Raw genomic sequence first — 21,385 nt, forward strand, 5'->3', positions numbered from 1 at the left:
AATATCAACACAATTATTGAAAAAATATAAATATTTTAACTTATAAAATTTGCTAATTAACATAGAATGTCAAGGTTCAAAACCTTGACAAGGATAACGACTAAGATTATCATAGAATTTCAACAAGATTTTTAGTCAGATTTCTTCTTGAGAACTGTTCAATATTCTGAGTATTTTCGAGAAGACTTCCTTTTTTCCATTGCTCAAATTTTTCCAGAATAAAATCTTTAATCACTTTAGAATCTTCGTAGCTGAAATGTTTTCCGGCAGCCGTTTCAGTAAGAATTCTTGAAACATCGGCTTCATCAGGACCAAAAGAGATGATTTGCTTTCCGGTGGCCAGATATTCAAATATTTTTCCCGGAATAATTCCTTTAGAAGATTCATTTGGAAAATTGGTGATCAGCAGAAGATCTGATTGGGCCATCTCTTCCACGGCTTTGTCGTGAGAAATATACCCAAGGTTCAGAATATGATTTTTCAGGTTTGAATTTTCTATGGACAGAAGGATCTTATCGTCAATTTTACCCGCAAACTTCAAGGTGAAATGGTCCGCAAATTCTTTATTTTCCTTTACTAATTCATCAAGGATTTTCCAAAGGTTTTCAGGATTTCTTAACTGCTCAAGAACCCCGATATAGCTTAAAGTAAAGGCTTTTTCCTGAGTGTTTTCGTCTGTCACATTGTGTGTGGCCGAAGCATCGCTTTCATCAAATCCATTCGTAATACAAACGGCATTGGCACCAGCTTTCCGGAAGTTTTCTGCGTCTCTATAGCTTGTGGCTAATGTGATATCGGCAGTTTTAAAAACCGCACTTTCAAGCTGACGGTGCTTCCTGTCTGAGCTTTTAGTAAGTTTTAAATGTTTATAATAAGAGATCTCTGTCCATGGATCACGGAAATCGGCGATCCATTTCAGATCCGGAAATTTCTTTTTCAATCCGAGACCGATCATGTGAAGAGAATGGGGCGGCCCGGAAGTCACCACCACATCGATTTTATTTTCTTTTAAGTACTGCTCTAAGAATTTTATGGAAGGTTTTACCCAAAATACTCTGGCATCCGGAATGAAAAAGTTTCCTCTTACCCAGATCGAAAGCTTGGATTTCCAGCTCTGGTTTTTACCAACATCAAACTGTCCGGCTTTGAATTTTTTATTGCTTTTATTCAGTTTTTCAGCTAATTGATAAGGTTCCCATATCTTGGTTTTTACAATCTCCAGATGTTGAGGGACGTCTTTCAGAAGACTTTCATCGAGTAGGGGATAACTTGGATTTTCCGGTGTGTAGATCACGGGATTCCAGCCGAATTCAGGTAGATATTTGGCAAACTTCAGCCACCTTTGAACACCAGGACCTCCCGCAGGAGGCCAGTAATAGGTGATGATCAGTATTTTTTTTTGTTCCATTAATTGAAGATTTGAATCTAAGTCTTAATAGTCTTAACAGCTTAAATAATTCTTAATGTTTTAAATTTAACCATTAAGGTTTGAGTTAAGGATAAAGAGTATTAAGTGCTAACTTCGTTTTAGGCTTTTTCTTCAGTTAAAGTTATCTTTTTCTTACTTTTGTACATCCAGAAGATTCCGAATCCACTGAGTGCGATAAACAGTCCAAAGCATAAAAGCGACAGCCATTTACCTTTTTCAATCACTTCAGGTTCAAAGACCATTCTGATGTTGTGGTTTCCGGCAGGAACATGTACAGCACGCAGAAGATAATCCGCTTTGATGTAAGGAACTTCTTTTTCATCTACAAACATTTTCCAGCCATGAGGATAATAGATCTCAGAAAATACAGCCAGCTGAGGTGTTTTAGACTGAGACTTAAATTCAAGCTCGTTCGGCTGATATTTGGTTAAATTAATAAACGCCGTAGAATCTGCCTGAACAGGTTTGCTGCTGAAATAGGATTTATCTGATGCAGCAATCACCGCTGTTTTCTTACTGTTGATGATCCCGATAGACTTGATTTCTTCATTCGGTGTGTTCACGAATTTAAGGTCGCTCACAAACCACGCATTTCCGTTGGCTTTAGCATTCGGCATGGCCTGAGGCTTGTCAGGTCCGCCCATTACCCAATATTTTGCGTTAAGAAGATTAAGAACATTCGGTACTTTTACAGAATCCATGATCTGGAAATATTCATTGATCACATCGTCATATCTTCTCAATTTTACGGCATGATAACCCCCGATTGAAGATTTGAAATAAGACGTATTCGTCTCGCTGAATGTTCCTAAAATATTATTGAAAACCCTATAGTGCGTTTTATCTTTTTCGGCGATGGTTTCAAGCGTTTTATTCACGTTGACATTCGCTAAAATAGATTCTAAATTCGGATTTCCCTGAACTTTTTCAGCCAGAAGATCTGAACCTTCAGTCTGAAACGGGTTTTCCGCAAAGATCTTGTCTACATAATTTTCATCATTCAGATAACGTTTGTTTACAGTCCACAGATCAAATAAACTCACCGTCCCAATGATGATCAAAGCCACATTCTGACTCAGTTTCTTTTTCATAGTCATGAAAAGGACTGCAGCTGTAATCGCTACGTAGATCAATGCTTTTATTGCATCAATTCTGAATAGTTTGAATCTCTCCTCAGCCAGATAGTCTAAAAGGAAAGGAGGGAAATATGTTTTTTCTCCATCTGTATAAAAACCAAGCAGTGATTTTCCAAAAAGAAGAAGAAGAAGCAATAGTCCTAAAGTTCCACCACTTACATACATTAGGATTTTCTTTTTGTAGTCCTCTGTCAGTTTCTCGTCGGTAAAGAATCTGTAAATTCCAATAATGGCAATCAAAGGGAATAATAATTCTACAACCACCAGAATAGAAGATGGTGCTCTGAATTTGCTGTAAAAAGGAACGTAGTCGATAAAGAAGTCAGACAGCGGCATAAAGTTGCTTCCCCATGCCAGTAAAACGGTCAAAATGGAAGCTCCGAGAATCCAGTAACGGTATTTTTTCCAGGCAAAGAAGAATCCTAATAAAGCAAGGAAACATACGACGGCCCCCTGATAGGCAGGCCCTGAAGTTCCCGGTTGGTCTCCCCAATAGGTTACCCCGTTGAAACCTTTGGAAATTCTGTCCATCTCTGCCTGTGAACCTACATTTTCCTGGATAAGTTCCTGCACTTTATTCATCATTTCTTTGGCCTCAGGTTCCTGGCTTCCGCCACCCATTAGCCTTGGAATAAAAAGATTCAATGTTTCCAATTTTCCGTAGCTCCACATCAAAATGCTGGTTTTATCCAGTCCTGATTCTCCTGAAGTATGGCTGTCATTGGTCAGGATTTGTTTTCCACGTACAGTTTCTTTGATGTACTCGGAATTGGCCATAATCCTTTGGGAATTCATCCCGACACCAATCAGGCATGAAGCGGCAATAATTCCTGATGAAATAAGGAAATGCTTCATCGAAATCTTTTTCTGAATCGCTCTTACCAGTTCGGATAGGAATAGAAATCCTAACGCCAGAAACAGGTAATACGTCATCTGCGGGTGGTTGGCTGCAATCTGAAGCCCCATAAACAGGGTTGTTGCAATGAATCCCCAGATATATTGTTTTCTGATATAGACTAATATAATTCCGGCAAGCAATGGTGCGAAATACTCAATTGTATTGACCTTACCGTTGTGCCCGGCCGCAATAATAATATAAAAATAGGTGGATAAGCCAAAGAAAGTGGCGCCCAATAAGGCATACTTCCAGTTTCTGACGGCTACCATTCCAAGGAAGAAGAATCCTGCAAAAAGCAGGAAAAGATAATTAACCGGTCTTGGAAGGAAGTTCAGGTTGCTGTCTATCTTTTTGATGATATCTCCTTTGAACTGGCTTCCCATCTGATAGGTTGGCATTCCGCCAAACATGGAGTCACTCCAGTAGGTTTCGTTTCCGGTATCGGCTCTGTAGTCCAGGAGCTCTTTTGCGCCTCCTCTGTACTGTACGATATCATGCTGAAAAAGCTGTTTTCCTGAAAAAACAGGGGTGGAGTATAAAAATGCTAAAACTATAAATACAACGAGTGAAATTGCAATATAAATTAAGTTTTTATTTTTAGCCATGCTGGTTATTATCTTTTATTTCTTTGGATTTTACCTTTTGTCTTTACTTTCTTTTACCTCTTCATAGTCAACTGTTTCTGCATCCCAGTTGAGGTTCTGTTTATTCTTATTTGAGCTGTTGATATCCTGCTGCTTGTTCGTATTGTCCTTATGATTGTTAAATCTATAACTATAAAAAGTTTTGAAAAAGAGCCTTCTCAGGATATTCCAGACAAAGAACATAATAATAGCGGTGAGTACTAACTCAAGAATGTACTTCATAATTTCTAATTTAAATTCAAGTGTATGGTTTAAAGCCTGAAGTTTAAAATTCAAGGGTACAAAATGATCCTGAAAGTAATTATCAATAATAAAAACCCCCTCTCAAACTCTAATACCCTTTCACTCTCAAATTCTCTGACCCTAAAACGTCTTTAATTCAATTATTTTGCAGAAGGATTGACCATTACAGAAGATTTGGAAGTACTTTTCATAGACTGTGACTGTTTTCCGTCTGAAATAGTCTCAACCTGTGTTGTTTTTACATCGATATTCTGGTTGGCGATCCATCCTGTACTTTGATCAAACTTAATGGTTCCGTTCTGAGCAAGTTCGCTGCTTAGGCTGTGCGTGATCGGTCCCTGTGTTTTCTTCTCAGTTTTTTTAGGAATTCCTCCAGTTACTGAAATTTCAGCAGTTCCGTTTCCTACACTTTTCAAGATATAGTTTGAAGTTACTTTAACACTACCGCTTGCATCAGCATTTTCGGAAGTCGTCCATTTTTCACCGATTTTCACTCCTTTTTTAGGAATAATCGTTAAGTTTTTATTAAGCTGATCTTTCAATACCTTTTCATTGAAAGTTTCTTTAAGACTGGCTACAACGCTTGCTTTTTGGTTTGCATCTTTGATCAGCGTTCCTACTGAATTGGTCACTTTGGTATATACGGCATCAAAACCTGTAATAGAAATTACATTTCCTTTAGTGTCCATTTTCATGTTCAGCTTGTTTCCTGTAAGCGCCTTGTTGATATTCCAGATCATTTTCAGGTCATCTTCTTTCGGAATGGCCTGCTTGGTATCAACGATGATGGTTTTACCCTGAGCACTTTGTGAATTTCTTTTTGCTACAAGATTAAGGGTCATATCATATACATTCCCTTTGATATCGTTCACTGTGAAATTCATTTCGTCCGTAGATTCGTTGGTTGCCGTGATGGTTTTTCCCTGAGGATCTTCCATGGTTTTTACGTCTCTCTGGTACGTGGTAAGAGGGTAGGTCTTTCCTTTTTCCAGTTTAAAAGTCTGAGTGAACACTCCGGCAGAATCTTTGATTGCTGGATTTTCCGCCACTTTAGCTACAGAATCTGCAGGAACTTCTACGGTAATTGTTTTTCCGGTTTTAGGATCTACTTTAGTGATGGTTGCTGTTTCTTTTTTACAAGAAACTAGAGCTATAGATGAGATGAGCATTAATGCTGCTACGTTTTTCATTTTAATTTTTTTAAGTTTAAATTTTACTGATATTTCTGTTCTGTGCATCAATAACGATACCATAAAACAGAACGATAAAATACTTATGTCCTGACGGCTGATTAAAGATTTGGAGCTGAAACGATTTTCTGTCTTACCGCTTCATATAAAATGGCCCCACATGCTACAGAAACATTTAGAGACTGTGTTTTTCCTTCAATAGGAAGTTTTATTTTTTCGTCTGAGTGGTGCATCACTTCTTTAGAAATTCCGGTTTCTTCATTTCCCATAACGATCGCACAAGGTTCTGTGAAATTTACGTCATAGATCAGTTTCTGAGCCTTTTCAGTGGCTGCAAATACAGAAATACCACTCTGCTGAAGGAAATCTACTGCATGGGCAAGATTAGGTTCTTTACAGATCTTGATATTGTAAAGTGCTCCCGCAGACGTTTTAATAGCATCTGAATTAATAGGCGCTCCTCCTTTTTCAGGAATAATGATGGCATCTACCCCTACACATTCTGCTGTTCTGCATATCGCTCCGAAGTTTCTCACGTCTGTAAGTCTGTCCAGGATCAGCAAGAACGGTGTTTTTCCTTCCTCGAACAGCTGTGGAACAAGATCTTCCACTCTGTGAAACGGAACATCTGAAATAAAAGCAACCACACCCTGATGGTTTTTTCTTGTAAAACGGTTCAGTTTTTCAATCGGTACATAGTTAGGACGGATTTTATGTTTAGCTAAAATAGTCTTCAGCTCAGCATAAATAGGACCCTGAAGTGCATTTTGCACAAAGATCTTATCAATCGTTTTTCCCGCTTCAATGGCTTCTATTACAGGACGAAGTCCGAAAATGAAATCGTCTTTTTTGTTTTCGTTTGTCAAAATTTATTTTTTCTGTTGTTAAACTTAATCAAGGCAGGGCGGCTCTTCTACTGTTTTGTATCTGCTGTCAAAGCGAGAATCTGTTGTAGTGATACCTGCCATTTTTCTTTCATCATTATAAACATCCCATACTGCCTGGTTGTTGTCTTTAATATCCAATGTATAATGTACATTTTCTTGTCCTTTTTCCGCATTTTCCTCTTGCAGTTCAAACAAGTATGTATTTCCGTCTTTTCTTATATTTTTTATCTGAAAATAATAAGCATCCTGCCCAATGATATGCTCTAATGCATATTTTCCATCATGGTTCAAACGTATTTTCTGGTTTTGATAATCACATGGAATATATATGATTTGCTTTGAGTCTTCTTTGGTGAGCATGGTCCATTCTTTTGGAAGAGCCTCGAAAATTTCTTTCCAATGATCAGAGCTTTTCGTGTCAGGCTGCTGGATTTCCGGACTCTTACTCACTGACGGTTTTGAAAGACTGTCGGTCGTCTGAGGTTTTACAGTCTCATTTTTAGGAGAACAGCTCACTAAACTAAAAGTGATTGCACCTAAAAGGAAGAACCGTGGAAAACAACTTTTCTTCATCAAAATATTAATATTTTTCGCCTAATATTGCTCTTTTCTGTGCCATGATGTAGCCATAATGAAGGCTCTCATGCATATTGTTAAAAATAATGGCATCCTGAATGCTTTTCAGATCCATCCCGAAACTTGTGGTGTATGGTGTGTAATCTGAAAAGAAGTCGCCGTCATAATCTTTCATCAAAATCTTTGAAGTTTCGGTGAGTAAAAACTCAAGATCTTCCACTTCAGATTTTTGTACATTCAAGTTGGGAAGAGTGCCTTTTTTGTAGGTTTCGATCCAATATTTATCAATTCTGAAAGGATTTCCGCTCAGATAATAATGCAGCAGCTGCTGGGTAGCAACCGTATGGGCAATATTCCAGTACATATTGTTATTGAAGCCGTCAGGAATCAGCAAAAGATCTTCGTGGGAAGTGTTCTGCAGGACCCCTAAAAGGTTCTTTCTCACTTGTCTGTGTGCTTGAAAATGATAATTCATTTTACAATTTTTTTTAATCACCAAAAATAGTCTAATAAACTGGAAGCGACAATTTTTTGGATAGGGTATTAAATTAAATGTTCTTAAATCGTGAAAAAATAGGTTAATTCTTATCGTTTTAATGTAAATAAAAACAACAGAATACCATTCTGTTTTTACGAATCATAAAAAACTCCTCTGAAGATTATTCAAAGGAGTTTTTTATGGTTTTTCAAACTCAAGTGATCTGAATATGATTTTATAGTGATTATGGTTTAGGCTTTATCTAGATATATTGTATGTTTATTTTTTAATGATTTTATGCTTGAAAGTTATTCCACCCTTTAAAACGATATTGACAAAATAAATCCCTGTGCTGTAAGGAGACAGGTCAATCCTGCTTTCTTGATGGGTTTCAGCTAATTTTTTTCCGTCTATACTGAAAAGGCTTATCGACACAACATCTTCTTTTGATTTTATATTCACAAAATCAGACGTAGGATTAGGGTATATGCTTACGTCTACGGTCTTAATATCTTTTACATCCAAAGCTGCATTGCTTTTACCCTGCATATAAACTGATAAATAAACATCTCCTTGTTGTTGATTAAAAACGGCGGTTGGTATGGTGTGTTTCAGCGTGTGATTTCCAGCAGTGATATTGGGTAGTGTAAATCCTCTGATGGGAACTGAATTTCCAGGACACCAATTGTTCCATGAGGTCCATTCGTTGAGGGTTTTTGGAACCGTTCCATAGATTCCGTTCCCCTGTGTGTTGTATACTCTGTAAGGCTCACAGGAAATTCCTCCCGGAGTATAGGTGAGCATCTGTACATCATCTATATACGTGTAGTTTTGTCTTCTTACATATTCTTCACCACCACTGTTTGCTCCGTGTGGAGTAGATATTACGTAGAAACGGGCATTGGTAACAGCGTTAGGAAGGTTAAAGTTGACAATTCTTACTGTCTCACCCGGAACGTTAGTGCTGTTATAGTTATTAAGAGTATTGTAAGTCAGTATAGGAACGATGTTATTATAATCTGTGGGCGTGGCTCCTGTATCTGTTGAAAAGAAATTCAGGGTTCCGGAAAAAACATCAATCCTGCCGGAGCAGCCTGCAACCTGGGTTTGTGCTGCATAAGGAACTCCAAAGACATCAAGTTCCATATACATATCATAAGCGTTACGCAGTCCGGTATCATGAAATACACTATAAAGATTACTCAAATCATAAGTATAGGGAACTTCAAGAGGAGAGCGGTTTTTATTCATAAACGGGGTGATGTATCTGCCTACTTCAACTCTTTTCACATTGGTGTCACTTAAAGTGTAGGTAGGCTGATTTTTAGGTATCATCGACAGATAAACACTTCCCAGGCGGTCATAATTGTCACACAAAGCACCTATGGTTACCCTCATGGCAATTTTTGCTTTGAAGGAGTTGAGTTCGGCATCTGTAAGTTTTCTGGCATATCTTGTATTGGAAAGCCTGATGAGACCTGCCGGCACCGGATCGGATACCGTGGCTGCATAGCCGTCATAATACGTTGCCTGAGAGATCACATTCACCTGAGTGGTCTGTGACTGAAAAAGGCCGGCCAATAAAATATTCAGAAAAAATAACTTTTTATACATATTGTCTGTATTTATCACAAATATATTAAATATTCGTTTAAAGTGTTGGTAAATCATATTGAAAAATCACATTTGTTTGAAAAATTAAAATTTTATCTTTAAATTAGCGCAATGTTCAATATTAATTAATCAATGATGAAAAAAATTTTACTTTTCTCTTTGTTATCGACAGCATTAATGTTTAATGCCCAAATCAATTTAAACATTGGAAGCACAAATGTCGGTACGGCACCGGTGAGTAGCTTTTTTTCGTATTCTTATGTTCAGCAGCTTTATCCTAAACAGGAAATCAATGCCAATGCTGCGGGGAATATCACAGGTCTTGTATTTTATATAGACCCTTCAGCAACTATTTCTGATTCTTCAGACTGGACGGTTTATCTTGGACATACTTCAAAGACAGCATTCGTATCTGGCGCAGACTGGATTCCTGTTTCACAACTGACTCAAGTATATGCAGGTACCGTGGTTAAGAATAACAATAGAGTAGAAGTTACTCTTACAACGCCATTTGCCTATAATAATACCGATGATTTAGTCATTGCTGCAAAGGAAAATTCTCAGAGCATTGATATTAATAATTTCGACGAAGCCTTTCGTGTTTATCCCTATACTCCGAACTCAACCCTTTATTATAAAGGAGACCGTATGATCGTGGATCCTGCAGTTCCTCCGGGTGGAATAAGAGCTGATTATAAATCAGCCATCACTATTTCAGGATTGACGCCAAGATCTACTCCTGCGTGTCCTTTAGTGAGCTATCCTTTAAATAATGCCCAATCTGTTCCTTTGTCTCCAAACATCAAATGGTTCCCTGTTTCGGCAGCAGATTCCTATAAAATTTCAGTGGGAACAAGCCCTGGAAGTACAGATGTTATCAATCAGCAGGTTGTAACGGTTACTAATTTTACTCCCTCAGCTCCTCTTAATGCGAATACCAACTACTATTTAAAAGTAAGTGCTGTTTCGGCGGGTATTGAATCTACAGGATGTGCGGATGTAGTTTTTAAAACGATACCTCCGGTTCCTTTAAATGATGCTTGTTCCGGTGCTTTATTGGCATCAGTTTTCCCATATGAATATACCCAGATTGACGCAGTATCTGCTACTAATAATAATGGATTCATCACCTCGTGTGCCGACGCAATGAATGACGGCACCTGGTTTAAATTTACCGGAGACGGAGGTCAATTTACCGTTGGTATAACAATGCCTGCTGGCAGTACCTACGATCCTCAGATGGATATATACAGTGGGACATGCAGCAGTTTAGCGTGTGTGAAAGCAATGGATAACGGTGGTGGCGGTGCTGCAGAAACCTATACATTCACAACTACAGCAGGAACCGAATATTTTATAAATGTAGGAGCCTATGAAGAAACAGTCGATATGCCGGAAAATGTTTTTACCATTAAAATTATTAAACTTTAATAGAGGTGAACGATGAATGGTCAATAGTGAATTTTTGCTAGTATGGAATCATTGACCATTGACTTGCGAAGCAATATTGAGCATTTATAAAAAACCTGATTTAACATACTGTTTTATAAGAAATTATTACCGTAACTTTCACTGCATGAATTGATTTTGTGCAGTGAAGTTCTTGTTATGCCACTCAGAGTGCTTTACTAATCCCGGAATATTTAACAAACTTTAACTCAAAAATGGCATTCATTATGTTGATTAATGCCAGTATTTATCAGAAATTTACCACTTATTTTAATTAAAGCTATGTCAGATACATATCAAGCCGAAGATATCCGCCAGTTGACGGAAAAAGTAAAAGAAAAAAACTACTTATTTTCCCTTCTGAGGCAGGAAATCAACAAAGTGATCATTGGACAGGAATACATGATAGACCGCCTTTTGGTGGGGCTTTTGGGGAACGGACACGTTCTTTTGGAAGGGGTACCTGGACTGGCAAAAACTTTGGCGATTAAAACCCTGGCAGAAGCGGTTCACGGACAATTCTCCAGAATACAGTTTACACCGGATTTACTCCCTGCAGATGTTGTCGGGACTATGATCTTTAATATTAAAGACAACGATTTCTCAATAAAAAAAGGGCCTGTTTTTGCCAATTTCGTATTGGCAGATGAGATCAACCGTGCGCCGGCAAAAGTACAGTCGGCACTATTGGAAGTAATGCAGGAAAAGCAGGTAACCATTGGTGACGAAACCATGAAACTTCCAAAACCGTTTTTGGTACTGGCTACTCAAAACCCAATCGATCAGGAGGGAACTTATCTGCTGCCGGAAGCCCAAAGCGACCGTTTTATGCTGAAATGTAAGATCGATTATCCGAATTTTGAAGATGAAAGAACAGTGATGAGAATGGTTTCTACCTCTCATCAGCCCGTTGTCAAGCCTGTGATCTCATTACAGGATATTGTAGATGCTAAAGAACTGATCAACCAGATTTATCTGGACGAAAAGATCGAAAAATATATTCTGGATATGGTTTTTGCCACCCGTTATCCTGAAAACTATGGCCTTTCTGAACTTAAAAATTATATTGGTTTTGGAGCTTCACCAAGAGCATCCATCAACCTGGCGATTGCATCCAGAACGTATGCATTCCTGAAAGGAAGGGCTTTTGTTATTCCTGAAGATGTAAAAGCATTGGCTCAGGATGTATTAAGACACAGAATTGGTCTTACTTTTGAGGCAGAAGCAGAAGAAATTTCATCAGAAGAGATCATCAACAGAATTTTAGCAAAAATTCAAGCTCCGTAATGAGTGAAGTGATCATCAGAAAAGCAGTTCAGGAAGATTGTGCTCCCATGCTGGAGCTCATCAGGGAACTTGCAGAATATGAAAAGGCACTTCATGAAGTGACTTTAACTTTGGACGAGTTTACAAAAGACGGCTTCGGAAAATCTCCGGTTTGGGGAGCTTTTGTAGCCGAGCTGAATCATGAGATCGTAGGAATTTCACTATATTATGACAGATTTTCAACCTGGAAGGGAAGAAGGCTGTATCTTGAAGATCTGGTGGTAACAGAAAAAATGAGAGGGAAACAGATCGGAAAACTTTTGTTTGATGCCACTTTGGAATATGGAAAATCTAACCAATACAGCGGAATGGTTTTCCAGGTATTGAACTGGAATGAACCCGCCATTAATTTTTATAAGAAATACAGCCCCAAATTTGACAATGAATGGCTGAATGTTTCGATTGAATTGAAAGATTAAAAGTGAGAGGATGAAAGTAAGGAAGATGGGAGATGGAAGCGCAACTCGAACCTCACAACCCGCAACGCATTTATGGAAATAAAAGATATTGTAAAAAAAGTAAAGCAAATTGAGATCCGTACCCGAAAGAAGACGGAAGCTTCGCTTATGGGACAGTATCACAGTGCTTTTAAAGGACAGGGGATGACGTTTTCGGAAGTTCGTCCGTATCAGTTTGGCGATGAGATCCGCAGAATCGACTGGAATAAAACAGCCCGGTTTCGTGAACCTTTCGTAAAAGTGATGGAAGAAGAAAGAGAACTGACCATGATGATTCTGGTAGACATTTCTGCTTCCATGGATTATGGAACCAAAGGTCAGCTGAAAAGAGAATATGTAGCAGAAATTGCTGCCAGTCTCGGGTTTTCGGCGGCAGGAAATAATGATAAAGTGGGATTGATCCTGTTTGCAGATAAAGTATATAAAGTAATTCCACCACAGAAAGGCAGAAAGCATATTCTTTCTATCATCAGTAATATTCTGACGGCTGATTACGTGCCTGCTGTATCAAAGATCGATAAGGCTATGGAATATATGATGGGGATTTTCAAAAGGAAATCTCTGGTTTTTCTGTTTTCGGATTTTGAAGATACCTATGATTCCAAAATGCTCCGGGTAGCTTCAAAAAAGCATCAGTTGCTGGGCATGAGAATATATGATGAAAAAGATAACGAAATCCCTGATGTAGGCTATGTGCTTTTGCATGATGCTGAAACAGGAAAAGAAGTCTGGGCCAATACTTCCAATGCGAGGTGGAGATATACCTTCGCGGAAGCCCAGAAACAGAAAGTCCGTGCTCTGGAAGAAGATTTTGCCACCAGTTCGGCCAGCTTTATGAATGTCAGCACAGGAGCGGATTATTCTAAATTGCTGTATAATTATTTTCAGAAGAAATAAATCTAAATAACAAAGGCTCCGGCCTTAACCACCATTATTTGAAATTGAAAAAAATATTATTCATACTGTCTTTTCTAATCTGTGCAAATGCTTTTTCACAGATATTGTCTTCGAAGCTTGAAAAGAAGACCCTTGCTTTGGGTGAAGTTAATCGCTTGATTATTAAAATTGACAATGTCCATGATCTGCAGGTGGTTGCAGCCCCTAAAAATGAGCTGCTTCCTTTCCATTTCGAGGAAATCAAGGATAGTATTGGACAGAACCAGAATTTCTACGAAAGAAAAATTGAGTTTTCAGTCTATGACGAGGGAAAATTTACCATTCCTGAACTGGAATTTAATGTAGGAGGGAAGATTTTGAAAACCATTCCTTATGAAATTGATGTGATCAATACAGCCCAAAAGGCAGATCAGATCAATGATATCATGAATAATAAAGAGGTGAAACTTGAAACTAAAGATTACTGGGAACTTTATAAATTTTATATTCTGGCAGCTCTTGCAGTTATTGCTCTGATTATTGCGATCATTATGTTTATCAAATGGGGCAGGAAATCTAAAAGCTCACCGGTAGTTGCAACCAATCAGACTTTAAAGGAACTGGATTCTCTGAAAAAGAAAAAATACATTGAAGACGGAAATTTCCGTTCGTTCTATGTTGAATTAATAGAAATATCAAGAACATTTATTGCCAAACAGTATCATCTTCCGGCAGATGTTCTTCTTACCGACGATCTTATTGACGTCATGAAAAAGAACAACACCATTTCTCAGGAAAACGAAAAAATAGTAGAAGATGTATTCTTAAGAGGAGATCTTGTAAAGTTTGCCAAGACCTTCCCGGACCAGGTGACTATGGAAAAAGATTTTGCAGACATCCGGGATTTTGTGAAGAGATCATCAAAAGATTTAGAATTTGAAAATTTAAGAAAGGATGTTTAATTTCGAATTTTACAGTCCGTGGTTCCTGCTGCTTTTCCTGCTGTTCATTCCCCTTTTCATTAAAGATGCGGGCGGAAAGAAAAAGAAAGGAATTAAAGTTCCCACTGTCCAGAATATGGAAGATAGTGGAGGAATCCGTGCGGTGCTTGTTCTGCTTAAACTCTCGAAGTATATCATTCTTTCAGCGCTTATCGTTGCCATGGCAAGACCAAGGACTTTTACGATCTCTCAGGACAGAGATGATACCAAAGGGGTAGATATTATGCTTTCGATAGATGTTTCCCTGAGTATGCTTGCGAAAGATCTTAATCCGGACCGTATTACGGCATTAAAAGATATTGCTGTAAAATTTGTCCAGAAGCGTCCGAATGACAGGATAGGAGTAGTGGCGTATGCAGCAGAGGCATTTACCAAAGTACCGGTGACTTCAGATCATCAGGTGGTGATTGACGAAATTAAAAATCTTAATTCTGCAGGACTTGAACCGGGAACAGCGATCGGAGAAGGACTTTCTGTGGCGGTGAATCATCTTATCAAAAGCAAAGCTAAAAGTAAGGTGGTGATCCTGATGACCGATGGGGTAAGCAATATTCAGAATGCAATACCTCCACAGCTGGCCGCAGAACTGGCTAAAAATAATAATATAAAGGTATATGCGATCGGGATCGGGACCAACGGTTTTGCACTGATGCCAACCTCTCAGGATATTTTCGGGGATCTGATTTTTACCGAAACGGAAGTGACGATCGATGAAAATACGTTGAAAGAAGTAGCACAAGTTACTGGTGGAAGATATTTCAGAGCGACTTCCAACAGCAGTTTGGAGGAAGTTTATGACGAGATCAACCAATTGGAGAAATCGGATGTCAAAGTTTCCAAGCTGTACAACTATGATGAATATTTTAAAATCTTCCTTTGGATCGCGCTGGGAATGCTGTTCTTTGATGCATTGCTGCGATGGGTATTATATAAATTTTTAAGCTGATGAATTGGTCTTTAGGAAATTACTGGTATTTACTTTTGCTGCTGCTTTTGCCGTTGCTGGCTTCCTTTCTGATCCGTTTTTTGAAATGGAAAAAGAAGAAAAGGGAGATTTTTGCAGAGAGCCGTTTTCATGAAAGCTTATTTGAAAAAAGGTCAGGATTTACAAAATTCTTTCCCGCTTTATATCTTTTGGGAACGCTGTTTCTGATATTTTCGATTATAGACCTTCTGAACGGTTCGGAAGAAGTTAAAACCAATCAAAGGCTTAATAATGTCATCTTTATGCTGGATGTTTCCAATTCCATGAATGCGGAAGACATTGATCCAAGCCGTCTTGTAGAAGCGAAGAATTTGATGGTGAATACCATGCAGAAGATGAAGAATGACAAGATTGGAATCGTGATTTTTGCCGGTGAAGCAGTTTCTATCATGCCGCTTACCACAGATTACGGTACTGCCGAAACCTACATAAGTGCTGTAGAAACAAATTCCATGAAGATCCAGGGTACGGATTTTTTGAAAGGAATGCAGGCAGCAGCAGAGAAGTTTAAAAATGTAAGCAAAGGCTCAAGAAAGGTGATCCTGCTGAGCGATGGTGAGGATAATGAAGGAAATGACAATGCCGCTATCAGACTCGCCAATAAAGAAGGCATTTCCATAACATCGGTAGGCATAGGAACGGATGAAGGTGCGCCGGTACCGGAATATGTTTTCGGACAGCTGATGGGCTATAAAACGGATATCGACGGCGGAACGGTGATCTCTAAAAGACAAACAGAAGCCCTGAAGAAGATGGCAGAGTCTACAGGTGGAGACTATATTGATGGAAATAATGTGAACGAAGCTCCCAATAAGATCATCGATGCCATGAATAAAAAATCTTCATCTGCACAAACTTTGGTGAGATCCCAGAACGCGAATCACTACTATCAGTATTTTTTAATCGTCTCTATTTTCTTCTTCTTTTTAATTTATATATTGAACCCGAAAAAAGATTTCAATATATAATTTTTTACACTTTGTTTATCAATATTTTAAATCAATACTTTAACCGAACTTTAACAAATAGAAGTCTGTTTATTAACATATAAACGAATAATTTTGCAGGTAATGAATACTAAAATCATTTTTTTATCGTTTCTTATTGCTTTCTCGTTCTCAAGCGTAGTGTTTGGGCAGGAAAACTATAGAACTTTAGTATATGAAGGTAATCAGAAATTCAATGGTAAAGACTATGATGGAGCGTCCTCTAAATACATGGAGGCCGTAAAAACCAATGAAAAAGATTTTACAGCTCATTATAATCTTGGGAATGCATTGTATAAAAGCAAGAAGTATGAAGAGGCTAAAGCAGAGTTTGACAAAGCACAGAAGCTTTCGCAGACACTGCCCGATAAAACGGCCGCTCTCCATAATCTGGGCAATACTTATATGCAGATGAACCAGCCGGAAAAGGCAGCGGATTATTATAAGCAGGCTCTGAAGCAGAATCCTTATAATGAGGCAACCCGAAAGAATTATGAAATTGCCAAGCTGAAAGAAAAGGAAAAAGAACAGCAGCAAAAAAACGAGCAGAAAAATTCAGGAAAAGGCGGTGGCGGAGATGATCAGAATAAAAATGATGATCAGAAAGGCGACAAAAAAGATCAAAAGCAGGATCAGGGCAGTGGCCAGCAGGAAGAAGGGAAGAGCGAAAAAGGAGATACTCCTAAGCAGGATCAGAATGATGAAGGGAAAATGCCTAAAAACCTTGAAAATGCCATATTAGATAAAGTAAGCGAAAAAGAAAAAGAAACCGCCAAAAAAATATTAAACAAGAATTCTTATTCGGTGCCCCAGAGCAACGAAAAAGATTGGTGATGCAACAGAAATTAATTTACATATTATTCATTTTTGCATCCGTAATTTCTTACGGACAGGTTAACCTGTATATGGAGTCTGATAAAGCAGAGTACAATGGAAAGGATATTGTCAACCTTACGATTATTCTGGAACTTAATGGCGTTGATCTTGAACCACAGACCCGTTTTCAGCTTCCTGATCTTTCAAAATTTACCATCATAGGAAGCGGATCCGTAACCAATACGTTGATTGATCCCGCAACCAATACACTTGTTACCCAGAAAGTATCCAGAATTGCTCTTGAACCTAAGAAAAAAGGCAAAATCAAAATAGGTTCCGTTCTGGTAACGGTTAACAATAAGATCTATAAGACAGAACCTTTTGACGTCAATATAAAAGATATCATTGAAAAAAGATCTCTTGCCAGTAATATGTCCAGCGAGATGTATCTTAATATGGAGATAGAAGACCGTGAGGTATACCAGGATCAGCCAACCATAGCTGTATTGAGGGTATATTCTAAAAACATGGACAACTTCAGAAAAGTAAAAGATGTTCGTCTTCCGCATCAGGATAATATTAATGTCCATCCTATAAGCTTCAGCAAGTCGGAGATTGACCCTTCAGGGGCCGGAAATATGGCTTCCCAGATTGTAGCCGTATTTATGGTGTTTCCTAATGAATCAGGGTATGTAGATGTTCCTTCGGTCTCAGCGTCTGTAAGCTCTTACTCCAACAAGAATAAAATTGTTTCCAATAAAGTTAAGCTTAATGTAAAAAAACTTCCGGAGGGATCGCCTGAATACTTTAAAAATGCAGTCGGGAATTTCACTGTGAATGTTTATAATGCATCAAAGGATAAAATAGAGGTTGAAAAACCAATTAACGTAATTGTGAAAGTTTCAGGAGAGGGGAACCTGCCTGATATGTATCTTCCGAAGATCATGTCATCTCCGGATTACGAGGTTTTTACTCCAAAAATCACTTCCAAAGTGGCTCCCGGAACTACAGGAATGAAAGGGGAAATTTTCGCTCATTATGTGGTGATTCCTAAAAAAGCAGGACCTATTTCCATCCAAACCGAGCAGTTTGCTTTCTTTGATCCTGCCAGCCGCGAATATGTAGACCTTGGACAGAAAACCCTTGCACTGAATGCATTTTCTCATGACCAGATTCTGGAATCACGTACAACCGTTGAGAAAGTAAACGAATATACCAACACTCTTTTGGAAACGGTAAATACGCCTGTTTTAAAGACAACAACATTTAAAGTAAAAGAAAAGAGTAAATTCCACTGGAATATTCTTTTAACCAATATTGCTATTCTTGTAGGATTATTTATTGTCTATCTGTTATTTAAGACTTGGCAAAAAAAGCGAACGTTAGTTAGAGAAACAACATCTCCGAAACCACTTGGCTCTGTGGCTGAAACAGAAAAAGAAATCAGAGAAACGCTGAAAACAGATATTAACGATTACTTCAGCTATCTTGAAAACCTTAAAGATAACGGAGATTATGAAAAGTTCTTTGATACTTTAGAGGATATGGACCTGGATGTAAGAAAACAGTATTTCCAGAGCCCTTCAGAAGATTTCAGAACATTTTTGGAAAGTTATAAAGGACCTGCTGTTGCTGAGGAATACAGAAATCTATCCCAAAGAATTCAAATGGAGAAATACTCACCTTTGAAATCACCTGAAGGAATGGAGGAACTTTTGAAAGCAGTTGTTAATTTGTATTCACGAATTAGCAAATAATCACTTTTTTTTCATATTTTTGCGAAATTATTAATTACAAAGAGATGGAAATACTTAATGATTTCTCTATTAAAGAGATCGTTACCTGCTTTATGGTTCTTTTTGCGGTAATCGATATTATCGGTTCTGTTCCCATTGTGGTAAGCCTTCAGCAGAAATTCGGACAGATTGAAGCCGGAAAGGCATCGATCACTGCCGGAGTGATCATGATTGTTTTTTTATTCGTAGGAAATAAAATCCTTAAGCTTATTGGAGTAGATGTAAATTCATTTGCCATTGCCGGAGCTTTTGTGATTTTTATCATAGCACTCGAAATGATTCTTGGAATTGAAATCAACAAAACGACAGAAGCAAAGGCTGCATCCATTGTCCCTATTGCGTTTCCGCTGGTAGCTGGAGCCGGAACCCTGACCACAACGCTATCTCTTAGAGCTGAATTTCATGACATTAATATTATTTTAGGAATTGTTCTCAACACAATTTTCGTATATTTGGTGCTGAAATCAGCGAAGTGGCTGGAAAACAAAATGGGAGAGGCTACCCTGTCTATTCTTCAGAAGGTTTTCGGAATCATCCTTTTGGCTATTTCAATAAAATTATTCACCGCTAACTTTGCCCAATTGGTGCAGAACTATATTAATTTTTAAGAATCATGCAGAAGTTTTATAAAGTATTTCTAGTTGTGTTTATCGTTTTCATTGCCATCAATCTTTATGCATTAGACTGGCAGACGGATCTTTTATCAGAAGATAACCTGAAGTTTGTATTTTCAATCGCTTCAGCAGTTCTCGGTTTGATTTTGCTTTTTGTATTAGATACATGGAGTAGAATTGGAGTGAAGAAATAATTTAAGAATCACATTATTCTATATACTAAAACCTCTTTCGTTTGAAGGAGGTTTTTCTGTTTGTATGAGTAGATTATGACGTGTAGCTTCGAGAGCCTCCTTTGCCTGGATTTTGATTCTAAGAAATAATAAGATTCTTTAAAATTGCTTCTGATTTGAGTTCTGTCTCCCGCCATTCTTTTTCAGGATTGCTTTGCGCTGTAATGCCGCCTCCTACAAAGACGTGTACGGAATCTTTATATAGCCTTGCACATCTGAGGTTCACAAAATACATGACCCATTCGTCTGTTTCCACTTTAATAAAGCCGGCATAGAATTCACGTGGAAATTTCTCAAATTGCTGAATACTCTTTTTACAGAAATCCTTTGGAATTCCGCAGACTGCGGGAGTAGGATGGAGGTCATGGATCAGATTGTCCAGGTCTTCAGGCCGGATGAGGGCTTTGAAATCAGTTCTCAGATGTTTGATGTTTCCTGAAATATGATCGTACGTTTCTGACAACTCTATGTTCTCCGAATAATCTTCAAGAATGTCTTTAATGTAAGATGTAACGGGTTTCTGTTCTTCAATCTCCTTTTCTGTCCATTCCTCCGATACAGGAAGTGTTCCGGCAAGGCTCATGGTTTCAAACTCGTGAGTGGTTTTATTGAACTTCCCTAGGGTCTCCGAAAAAGCACCCATCCAGGCGTTCTCTCCATCATTAAAAATATATCTGAATGCATTTGGATAGGTGATACAAAGCTTTTTGAAACTTTCCTTATAATCGATTGCATTAAAATCCGTGAATATCTTCTTTCTTGAGTACACAAGTTTAGGAAGCTGATGATCTTTGATAACATCAATAACCTGCTGGAGAGTATCTGTATATTCGTCTTTGGTTTCTTCCTTGAAATGACTTTCATCTTTCAGCAGTGTTTCATTGGTCATCGCTGTCTGCTCAAATGGTTCGGAAGCTTCGGTGATATTGCCTTCGAAACTGATGTGCCTCAAGAGATCAAAAGAGTGAAAACTGATGGATTCCCCGTCTTGTTTTTGATCGGTTGAATATAATGTTTCGTTGAAAGGAAGTTTGAAATAAATCATGAGCTGTGGATAGGTTTTGAAAGTTACCACCCGGAAATAGTGTAGGAAATTCCCAAGTTGATTTTCCTTTCAGCAAAGGTATTATTAGTCTTAAAAATGTCAAAATTAAAAGAGCTGTTTTTTAGCGAAATATTTCTCATTTTATATTCCTGATATTCTAAAGACAGAAGAAATTTCGGCATGATCCGGTATTGAATTTTGAACAAATAAAAAAAGACTCAGTTTTTTGAGTCTCATATTTTTTAGTGGATGCTTTTAAAACTATTTCAGAATAATATTGTTCGTCATCGTGGTATGATTGATGAGCGTTCCTTTTTCATCCCTGATTTCAATTTCAGAAACATGCATCGTCTTTCCTTTTCTGATGAAACGTGCCGTAGCCGTTACAATTCCATCTTTTTTACTTTTAAGGTGGTTAGAATTAATATTCGTTCCTACCCCATAATATTTACTACCATCGATAAAAATATTAGACAGGCTTGACCCTAAAGTTTCTGCCAGAACACAGCTTGCGCCACCATGCAGAATACCAAAAGGCTGATGTACCTTGGGCTCAACCGGCATGGTTGCAGTAAGGGTTTCATTGTCAACGTCAATGTCGATGAATTGTATTTCAAGTGTTTTTGCTAATGTTACACCGTTTCCCCAGTTGTTTAAGAACGTAAGGAGCTCTTCTTTAGTCTGACCTTTCATTTTATAAGTGAT

Annotated in this window: 21 protein-coding genes; 11 read left to right on the plus strand and 10 right to left on the minus strand. The window is 38.1% G+C overall.

The genetic code is table 11. The annotated features are described in order from the left end of the window. Positions 1-109: 109 nt before the first annotated feature. From NZD88_RS00005 to NZD88_RS00040, 8 genes are all read right to left on the minus strand, one after another. Entirely contained in the window at positions 110-1,408 is a 1,299-nt protein-coding gene (locus tag NZD88_RS00005) for a glycosyltransferase family protein (RefSeq protein ID WP_259826437.1), read from the minus strand. Positions 1,409-1,527: 119 nt separating this feature from the next. Further along, the gene (locus NZD88_RS00010) at positions 1,528-4,068 is read right to left on the minus strand and encodes a YfhO family protein (RefSeq protein WP_259826440.1); all 2,541 of its coding nucleotides are present in this window, start codon (positions 4,066-4,068) and stop codon (positions 1,528-1,530) included. Between the two features lie 30 nt (positions 4,069-4,098). Further along, on the minus strand, positions 4,099-4,329 hold the full coding sequence (locus NZD88_RS00015) for a hypothetical protein (protein WP_259826442.1): 231 nt from the start codon (positions 4,327-4,329) through the stop codon (positions 4,099-4,101). A gap of 161 nt (positions 4,330-4,490) precedes the next feature. Beyond that, complete coding sequence (locus NZD88_RS00020; RefSeq protein WP_259826444.1) at positions 4,491-5,540, minus strand: DUF6263 family protein; 1,050 nt, start codon at positions 5,538-5,540, stop codon at positions 4,491-4,493. Positions 5,541-5,641: 101 nt separating this feature from the next. Beyond that, positions 5,642-6,406, minus strand: coding sequence for a 23S rRNA (guanosine(2251)-2'-O)-methyltransferase RlmB (rlmB, locus tag NZD88_RS00025; RefSeq protein WP_279324394.1), 765 nt, complete (start codon positions 6,404-6,406; stop codon positions 5,642-5,644). Between the two features lie 24 nt (positions 6,407-6,430). Continuing rightward, on the minus strand, positions 6,431-7,000 hold the full coding sequence (locus NZD88_RS00030) for a hypothetical protein (protein WP_259826446.1): 570 nt from the start codon (positions 6,998-7,000) through the stop codon (positions 6,431-6,433). A gap of 7 nt (positions 7,001-7,007) precedes the next feature. Beyond that, the gene (locus tag NZD88_RS00035) at positions 7,008-7,478 is read right to left on the minus strand and encodes a DinB family protein (RefSeq protein WP_169236158.1); all 471 of its coding nucleotides are present in this window, start codon (positions 7,476-7,478) and stop codon (positions 7,008-7,010) included. Between the two features lie 282 nt (positions 7,479-7,760). Continuing rightward, the gene (locus NZD88_RS00040) at positions 7,761-9,095 is read right to left on the minus strand and encodes a peptide-N-glycosidase F-related protein (RefSeq protein ID WP_259826451.1); all 1,335 of its coding nucleotides are present in this window, start codon (positions 9,093-9,095) and stop codon (positions 7,761-7,763) included. 135 nt (positions 9,096-9,230) lie between these two features. Between NZD88_RS00040 and NZD88_RS00045 the strand changes: the two genes are divergently transcribed. The 11 genes from NZD88_RS00045 (at position 9,231) to NZD88_RS00095 (ending at position 19,596) form a co-directional block, all read left to right on the plus strand. Beyond that, on the plus strand, positions 9,231-10,526 hold the full coding sequence (locus tag NZD88_RS00045) for a hypothetical protein (RefSeq protein ID WP_259826453.1): 1,296 nt from the start codon (positions 9,231-9,233) through the stop codon (positions 10,524-10,526). A gap of 300 nt (positions 10,527-10,826) precedes the next feature. Continuing rightward, positions 10,827-11,831: an AAA family ATPase gene (locus NZD88_RS00050; RefSeq protein ID WP_169236155.1), complete on the plus strand. Its 1,005-nt coding sequence runs from the start codon at positions 10,827-10,829 to the stop codon at positions 11,829-11,831. After that, on the plus strand, positions 11,831-12,289 hold the full coding sequence (locus NZD88_RS00055) for a GNAT family N-acetyltransferase (RefSeq protein WP_259826455.1): 459 nt from the start codon (positions 11,831-11,833) through the stop codon (positions 12,287-12,289). Before NZD88_RS00050 ends, NZD88_RS00055 begins: the two co-directional genes overlap by 1 nt. A 72-nt stretch (positions 12,290-12,361) precedes the next feature. Then, positions 12,362-13,225 carry a DUF58 domain-containing protein gene (locus NZD88_RS00060; protein ID WP_259826457.1) on the plus strand — a complete coding sequence of 288 codons (864 nt, stop codon included), beginning with the start codon at positions 12,362-12,364 and terminating at the stop codon, positions 13,223-13,225. A 44-nt stretch (positions 13,226-13,269) separates the two neighbouring features. Next, positions 13,270-14,166: a BatD family protein gene (locus NZD88_RS00065; protein WP_423738649.1), complete on the plus strand. Its 897-nt coding sequence runs from the start codon at positions 13,270-13,272 to the stop codon at positions 14,164-14,166. After that, the gene (locus NZD88_RS00070) at positions 14,159-15,151 is read left to right on the plus strand and encodes a VWA domain-containing protein (protein ID WP_259826460.1); all 993 of its coding nucleotides are present in this window, start codon (positions 14,159-14,161) and stop codon (positions 15,149-15,151) included. The genes NZD88_RS00065 and NZD88_RS00070 overlap by 8 nt, the downstream gene beginning before the upstream one ends. Then, positions 15,151-16,158, plus strand: coding sequence for a vWA domain-containing protein (locus NZD88_RS00075; protein WP_259826462.1), 1,008 nt, complete (start codon positions 15,151-15,153; stop codon positions 16,156-16,158). Before NZD88_RS00070 ends, NZD88_RS00075 begins: the two co-directional genes overlap by 1 nt. Positions 16,159-16,260: 102 nt before the next feature. Then, positions 16,261-17,010, plus strand: a complete 750-nt coding sequence (locus tag NZD88_RS00080) for a tetratricopeptide repeat protein (RefSeq protein WP_259826463.1) — start codon at positions 16,261-16,263, stop codon at positions 17,008-17,010. Then, positions 17,010-18,749: a BatD family protein gene (locus NZD88_RS00085; protein WP_259826465.1), complete on the plus strand. Its 1,740-nt coding sequence runs from the start codon at positions 17,010-17,012 to the stop codon at positions 18,747-18,749. Before NZD88_RS00080 ends, NZD88_RS00085 begins: the two co-directional genes overlap by 1 nt. Before the next feature lie 44 nt (positions 18,750-18,793). Beyond that, positions 18,794-19,396, plus strand: a complete 603-nt coding sequence (locus NZD88_RS00090; RefSeq protein ID WP_259826466.1) for a MarC family protein — start codon at positions 18,794-18,796, stop codon at positions 19,394-19,396. A 5-nt stretch (positions 19,397-19,401) separates the two neighbouring features. Then, positions 19,402-19,596 (plus strand): hypothetical protein, encoded by a 195-nt coding sequence (locus NZD88_RS00095; protein ID WP_034728849.1) that lies wholly within the window; start codon positions 19,402-19,404, stop codon positions 19,594-19,596. A 118-nt stretch (positions 19,597-19,714) separates the two neighbouring features. Here the strand turns inward: NZD88_RS00095 and NZD88_RS00100 are convergent, their stop codons facing one another. Both NZD88_RS00100 and NZD88_RS00105 read right to left on the minus strand, forming a co-directional pair. Beyond that, positions 19,715-20,680, minus strand: a complete 966-nt coding sequence (locus NZD88_RS00100; protein ID WP_259826474.1) for a chorismate-binding protein — start codon at positions 20,678-20,680, stop codon at positions 19,715-19,717. Positions 20,681-20,941: 261 nt separating this feature from the next. After that, positions 20,942-21,373: a PaaI family thioesterase gene (locus NZD88_RS00105; protein WP_259826476.1), complete on the minus strand. Its 432-nt coding sequence runs from the start codon at positions 21,371-21,373 to the stop codon at positions 20,942-20,944. Positions 21,374-21,385: the final 12 nt, after the last annotated feature.

Origin of the sequence: Chryseobacterium pyrolae, from assembly GCF_025153485.1 — a bacterium.
Taxonomy (GTDB): Bacteria; Bacteroidota; Bacteroidia; order Flavobacteriales; family Weeksellaceae; genus Chryseobacterium; species Chryseobacterium antibioticum.

What these genes read in the sequence shown, in the direction of transcription:
- NZD88_RS00005 (WP_259826437.1), bottom strand. Translation starts at nt 1,408, where the DNA reads ATGGAACAAAAAAAAATACTGATCATCACCTATTACTGGCCTCCTGCG.
- NZD88_RS00010 (WP_259826440.1), bottom strand. Translation starts at nt 4,068, where the DNA reads ATGGCTAAAAATAAAAACTTAATTTATATTGCAATTTCACTCGTTGTA.
- NZD88_RS00015 (WP_259826442.1), bottom strand. Translation starts at nt 4,329, where the DNA reads ATGAAGTACATTCTTGAGTTAGTACTCACCGCTATTATTATGTTCTTT.
- NZD88_RS00020 (WP_259826444.1), bottom strand. Translation starts at nt 5,540, where the DNA reads ATGAAAAACGTAGCAGCATTAATGCTCATCTCATCTATAGCTCTAGTT.
- NZD88_RS00030 (WP_259826446.1), bottom strand. Translation starts at nt 7,000, where the DNA reads ATGAAGAAAAGTTGTTTTCCACGGTTCTTCCTTTTAGGTGCAATCACT.
- NZD88_RS00035 (WP_169236158.1), bottom strand. Translation starts at nt 7,478, where the DNA reads ATGAATTATCATTTTCAAGCACACAGACAAGTGAGAAAGAACCTTTTA.
- NZD88_RS00040 (WP_259826451.1), bottom strand. Translation starts at nt 9,095, where the DNA reads ATGTATAAAAAGTTATTTTTTCTGAATATTTTATTGGCCGGCCTTTTT.
- NZD88_RS00045 (WP_259826453.1), top strand. Translation starts at nt 9,231, where the DNA reads ATGAAAAAAATTTTACTTTTCTCTTTGTTATCGACAGCATTAATGTTT.
- NZD88_RS00050 (WP_169236155.1), top strand. Translation starts at nt 10,827, where the DNA reads ATGTCAGATACATATCAAGCCGAAGATATCCGCCAGTTGACGGAAAAA.
- NZD88_RS00055 (WP_259826455.1), top strand. Translation starts at nt 11,831, where the DNA reads ATGAGTGAAGTGATCATCAGAAAAGCAGTTCAGGAAGATTGTGCTCCC.
- NZD88_RS00060 (WP_259826457.1), top strand. Translation starts at nt 12,362, where the DNA reads ATGGAAATAAAAGATATTGTAAAAAAAGTAAAGCAAATTGAGATCCGT.
- NZD88_RS00070 (WP_259826460.1), top strand. Translation starts at nt 14,159, where the DNA reads ATGTTTAATTTCGAATTTTACAGTCCGTGGTTCCTGCTGCTTTTCCTG.
- NZD88_RS00075 (WP_259826462.1), top strand. Translation starts at nt 15,151, where the DNA reads ATGAATTGGTCTTTAGGAAATTACTGGTATTTACTTTTGCTGCTGCTT.
- NZD88_RS00080 (WP_259826463.1), top strand. Translation starts at nt 16,261, where the DNA reads ATGAATACTAAAATCATTTTTTTATCGTTTCTTATTGCTTTCTCGTTC.
- NZD88_RS00085 (WP_259826465.1), top strand. Translation starts at nt 17,010, where the DNA reads ATGCAACAGAAATTAATTTACATATTATTCATTTTTGCATCCGTAATT.
- NZD88_RS00090 (WP_259826466.1), top strand. Translation starts at nt 18,794, where the DNA reads ATGGAAATACTTAATGATTTCTCTATTAAAGAGATCGTTACCTGCTTT.
- NZD88_RS00095 (WP_034728849.1), top strand. Translation starts at nt 19,402, where the DNA reads ATGCAGAAGTTTTATAAAGTATTTCTAGTTGTGTTTATCGTTTTCATT.
- NZD88_RS00100 (WP_259826474.1), bottom strand. Translation starts at nt 20,680, where the DNA reads ATGATTTATTTCAAACTTCCTTTCAACGAAACATTATATTCAACCGAT.
- NZD88_RS00105 (WP_259826476.1), bottom strand. Translation starts at nt 21,373, where the DNA reads ATGAAAGGTCAGACTAAAGAAGAGCTCCTTACGTTCTTAAACAACTGG.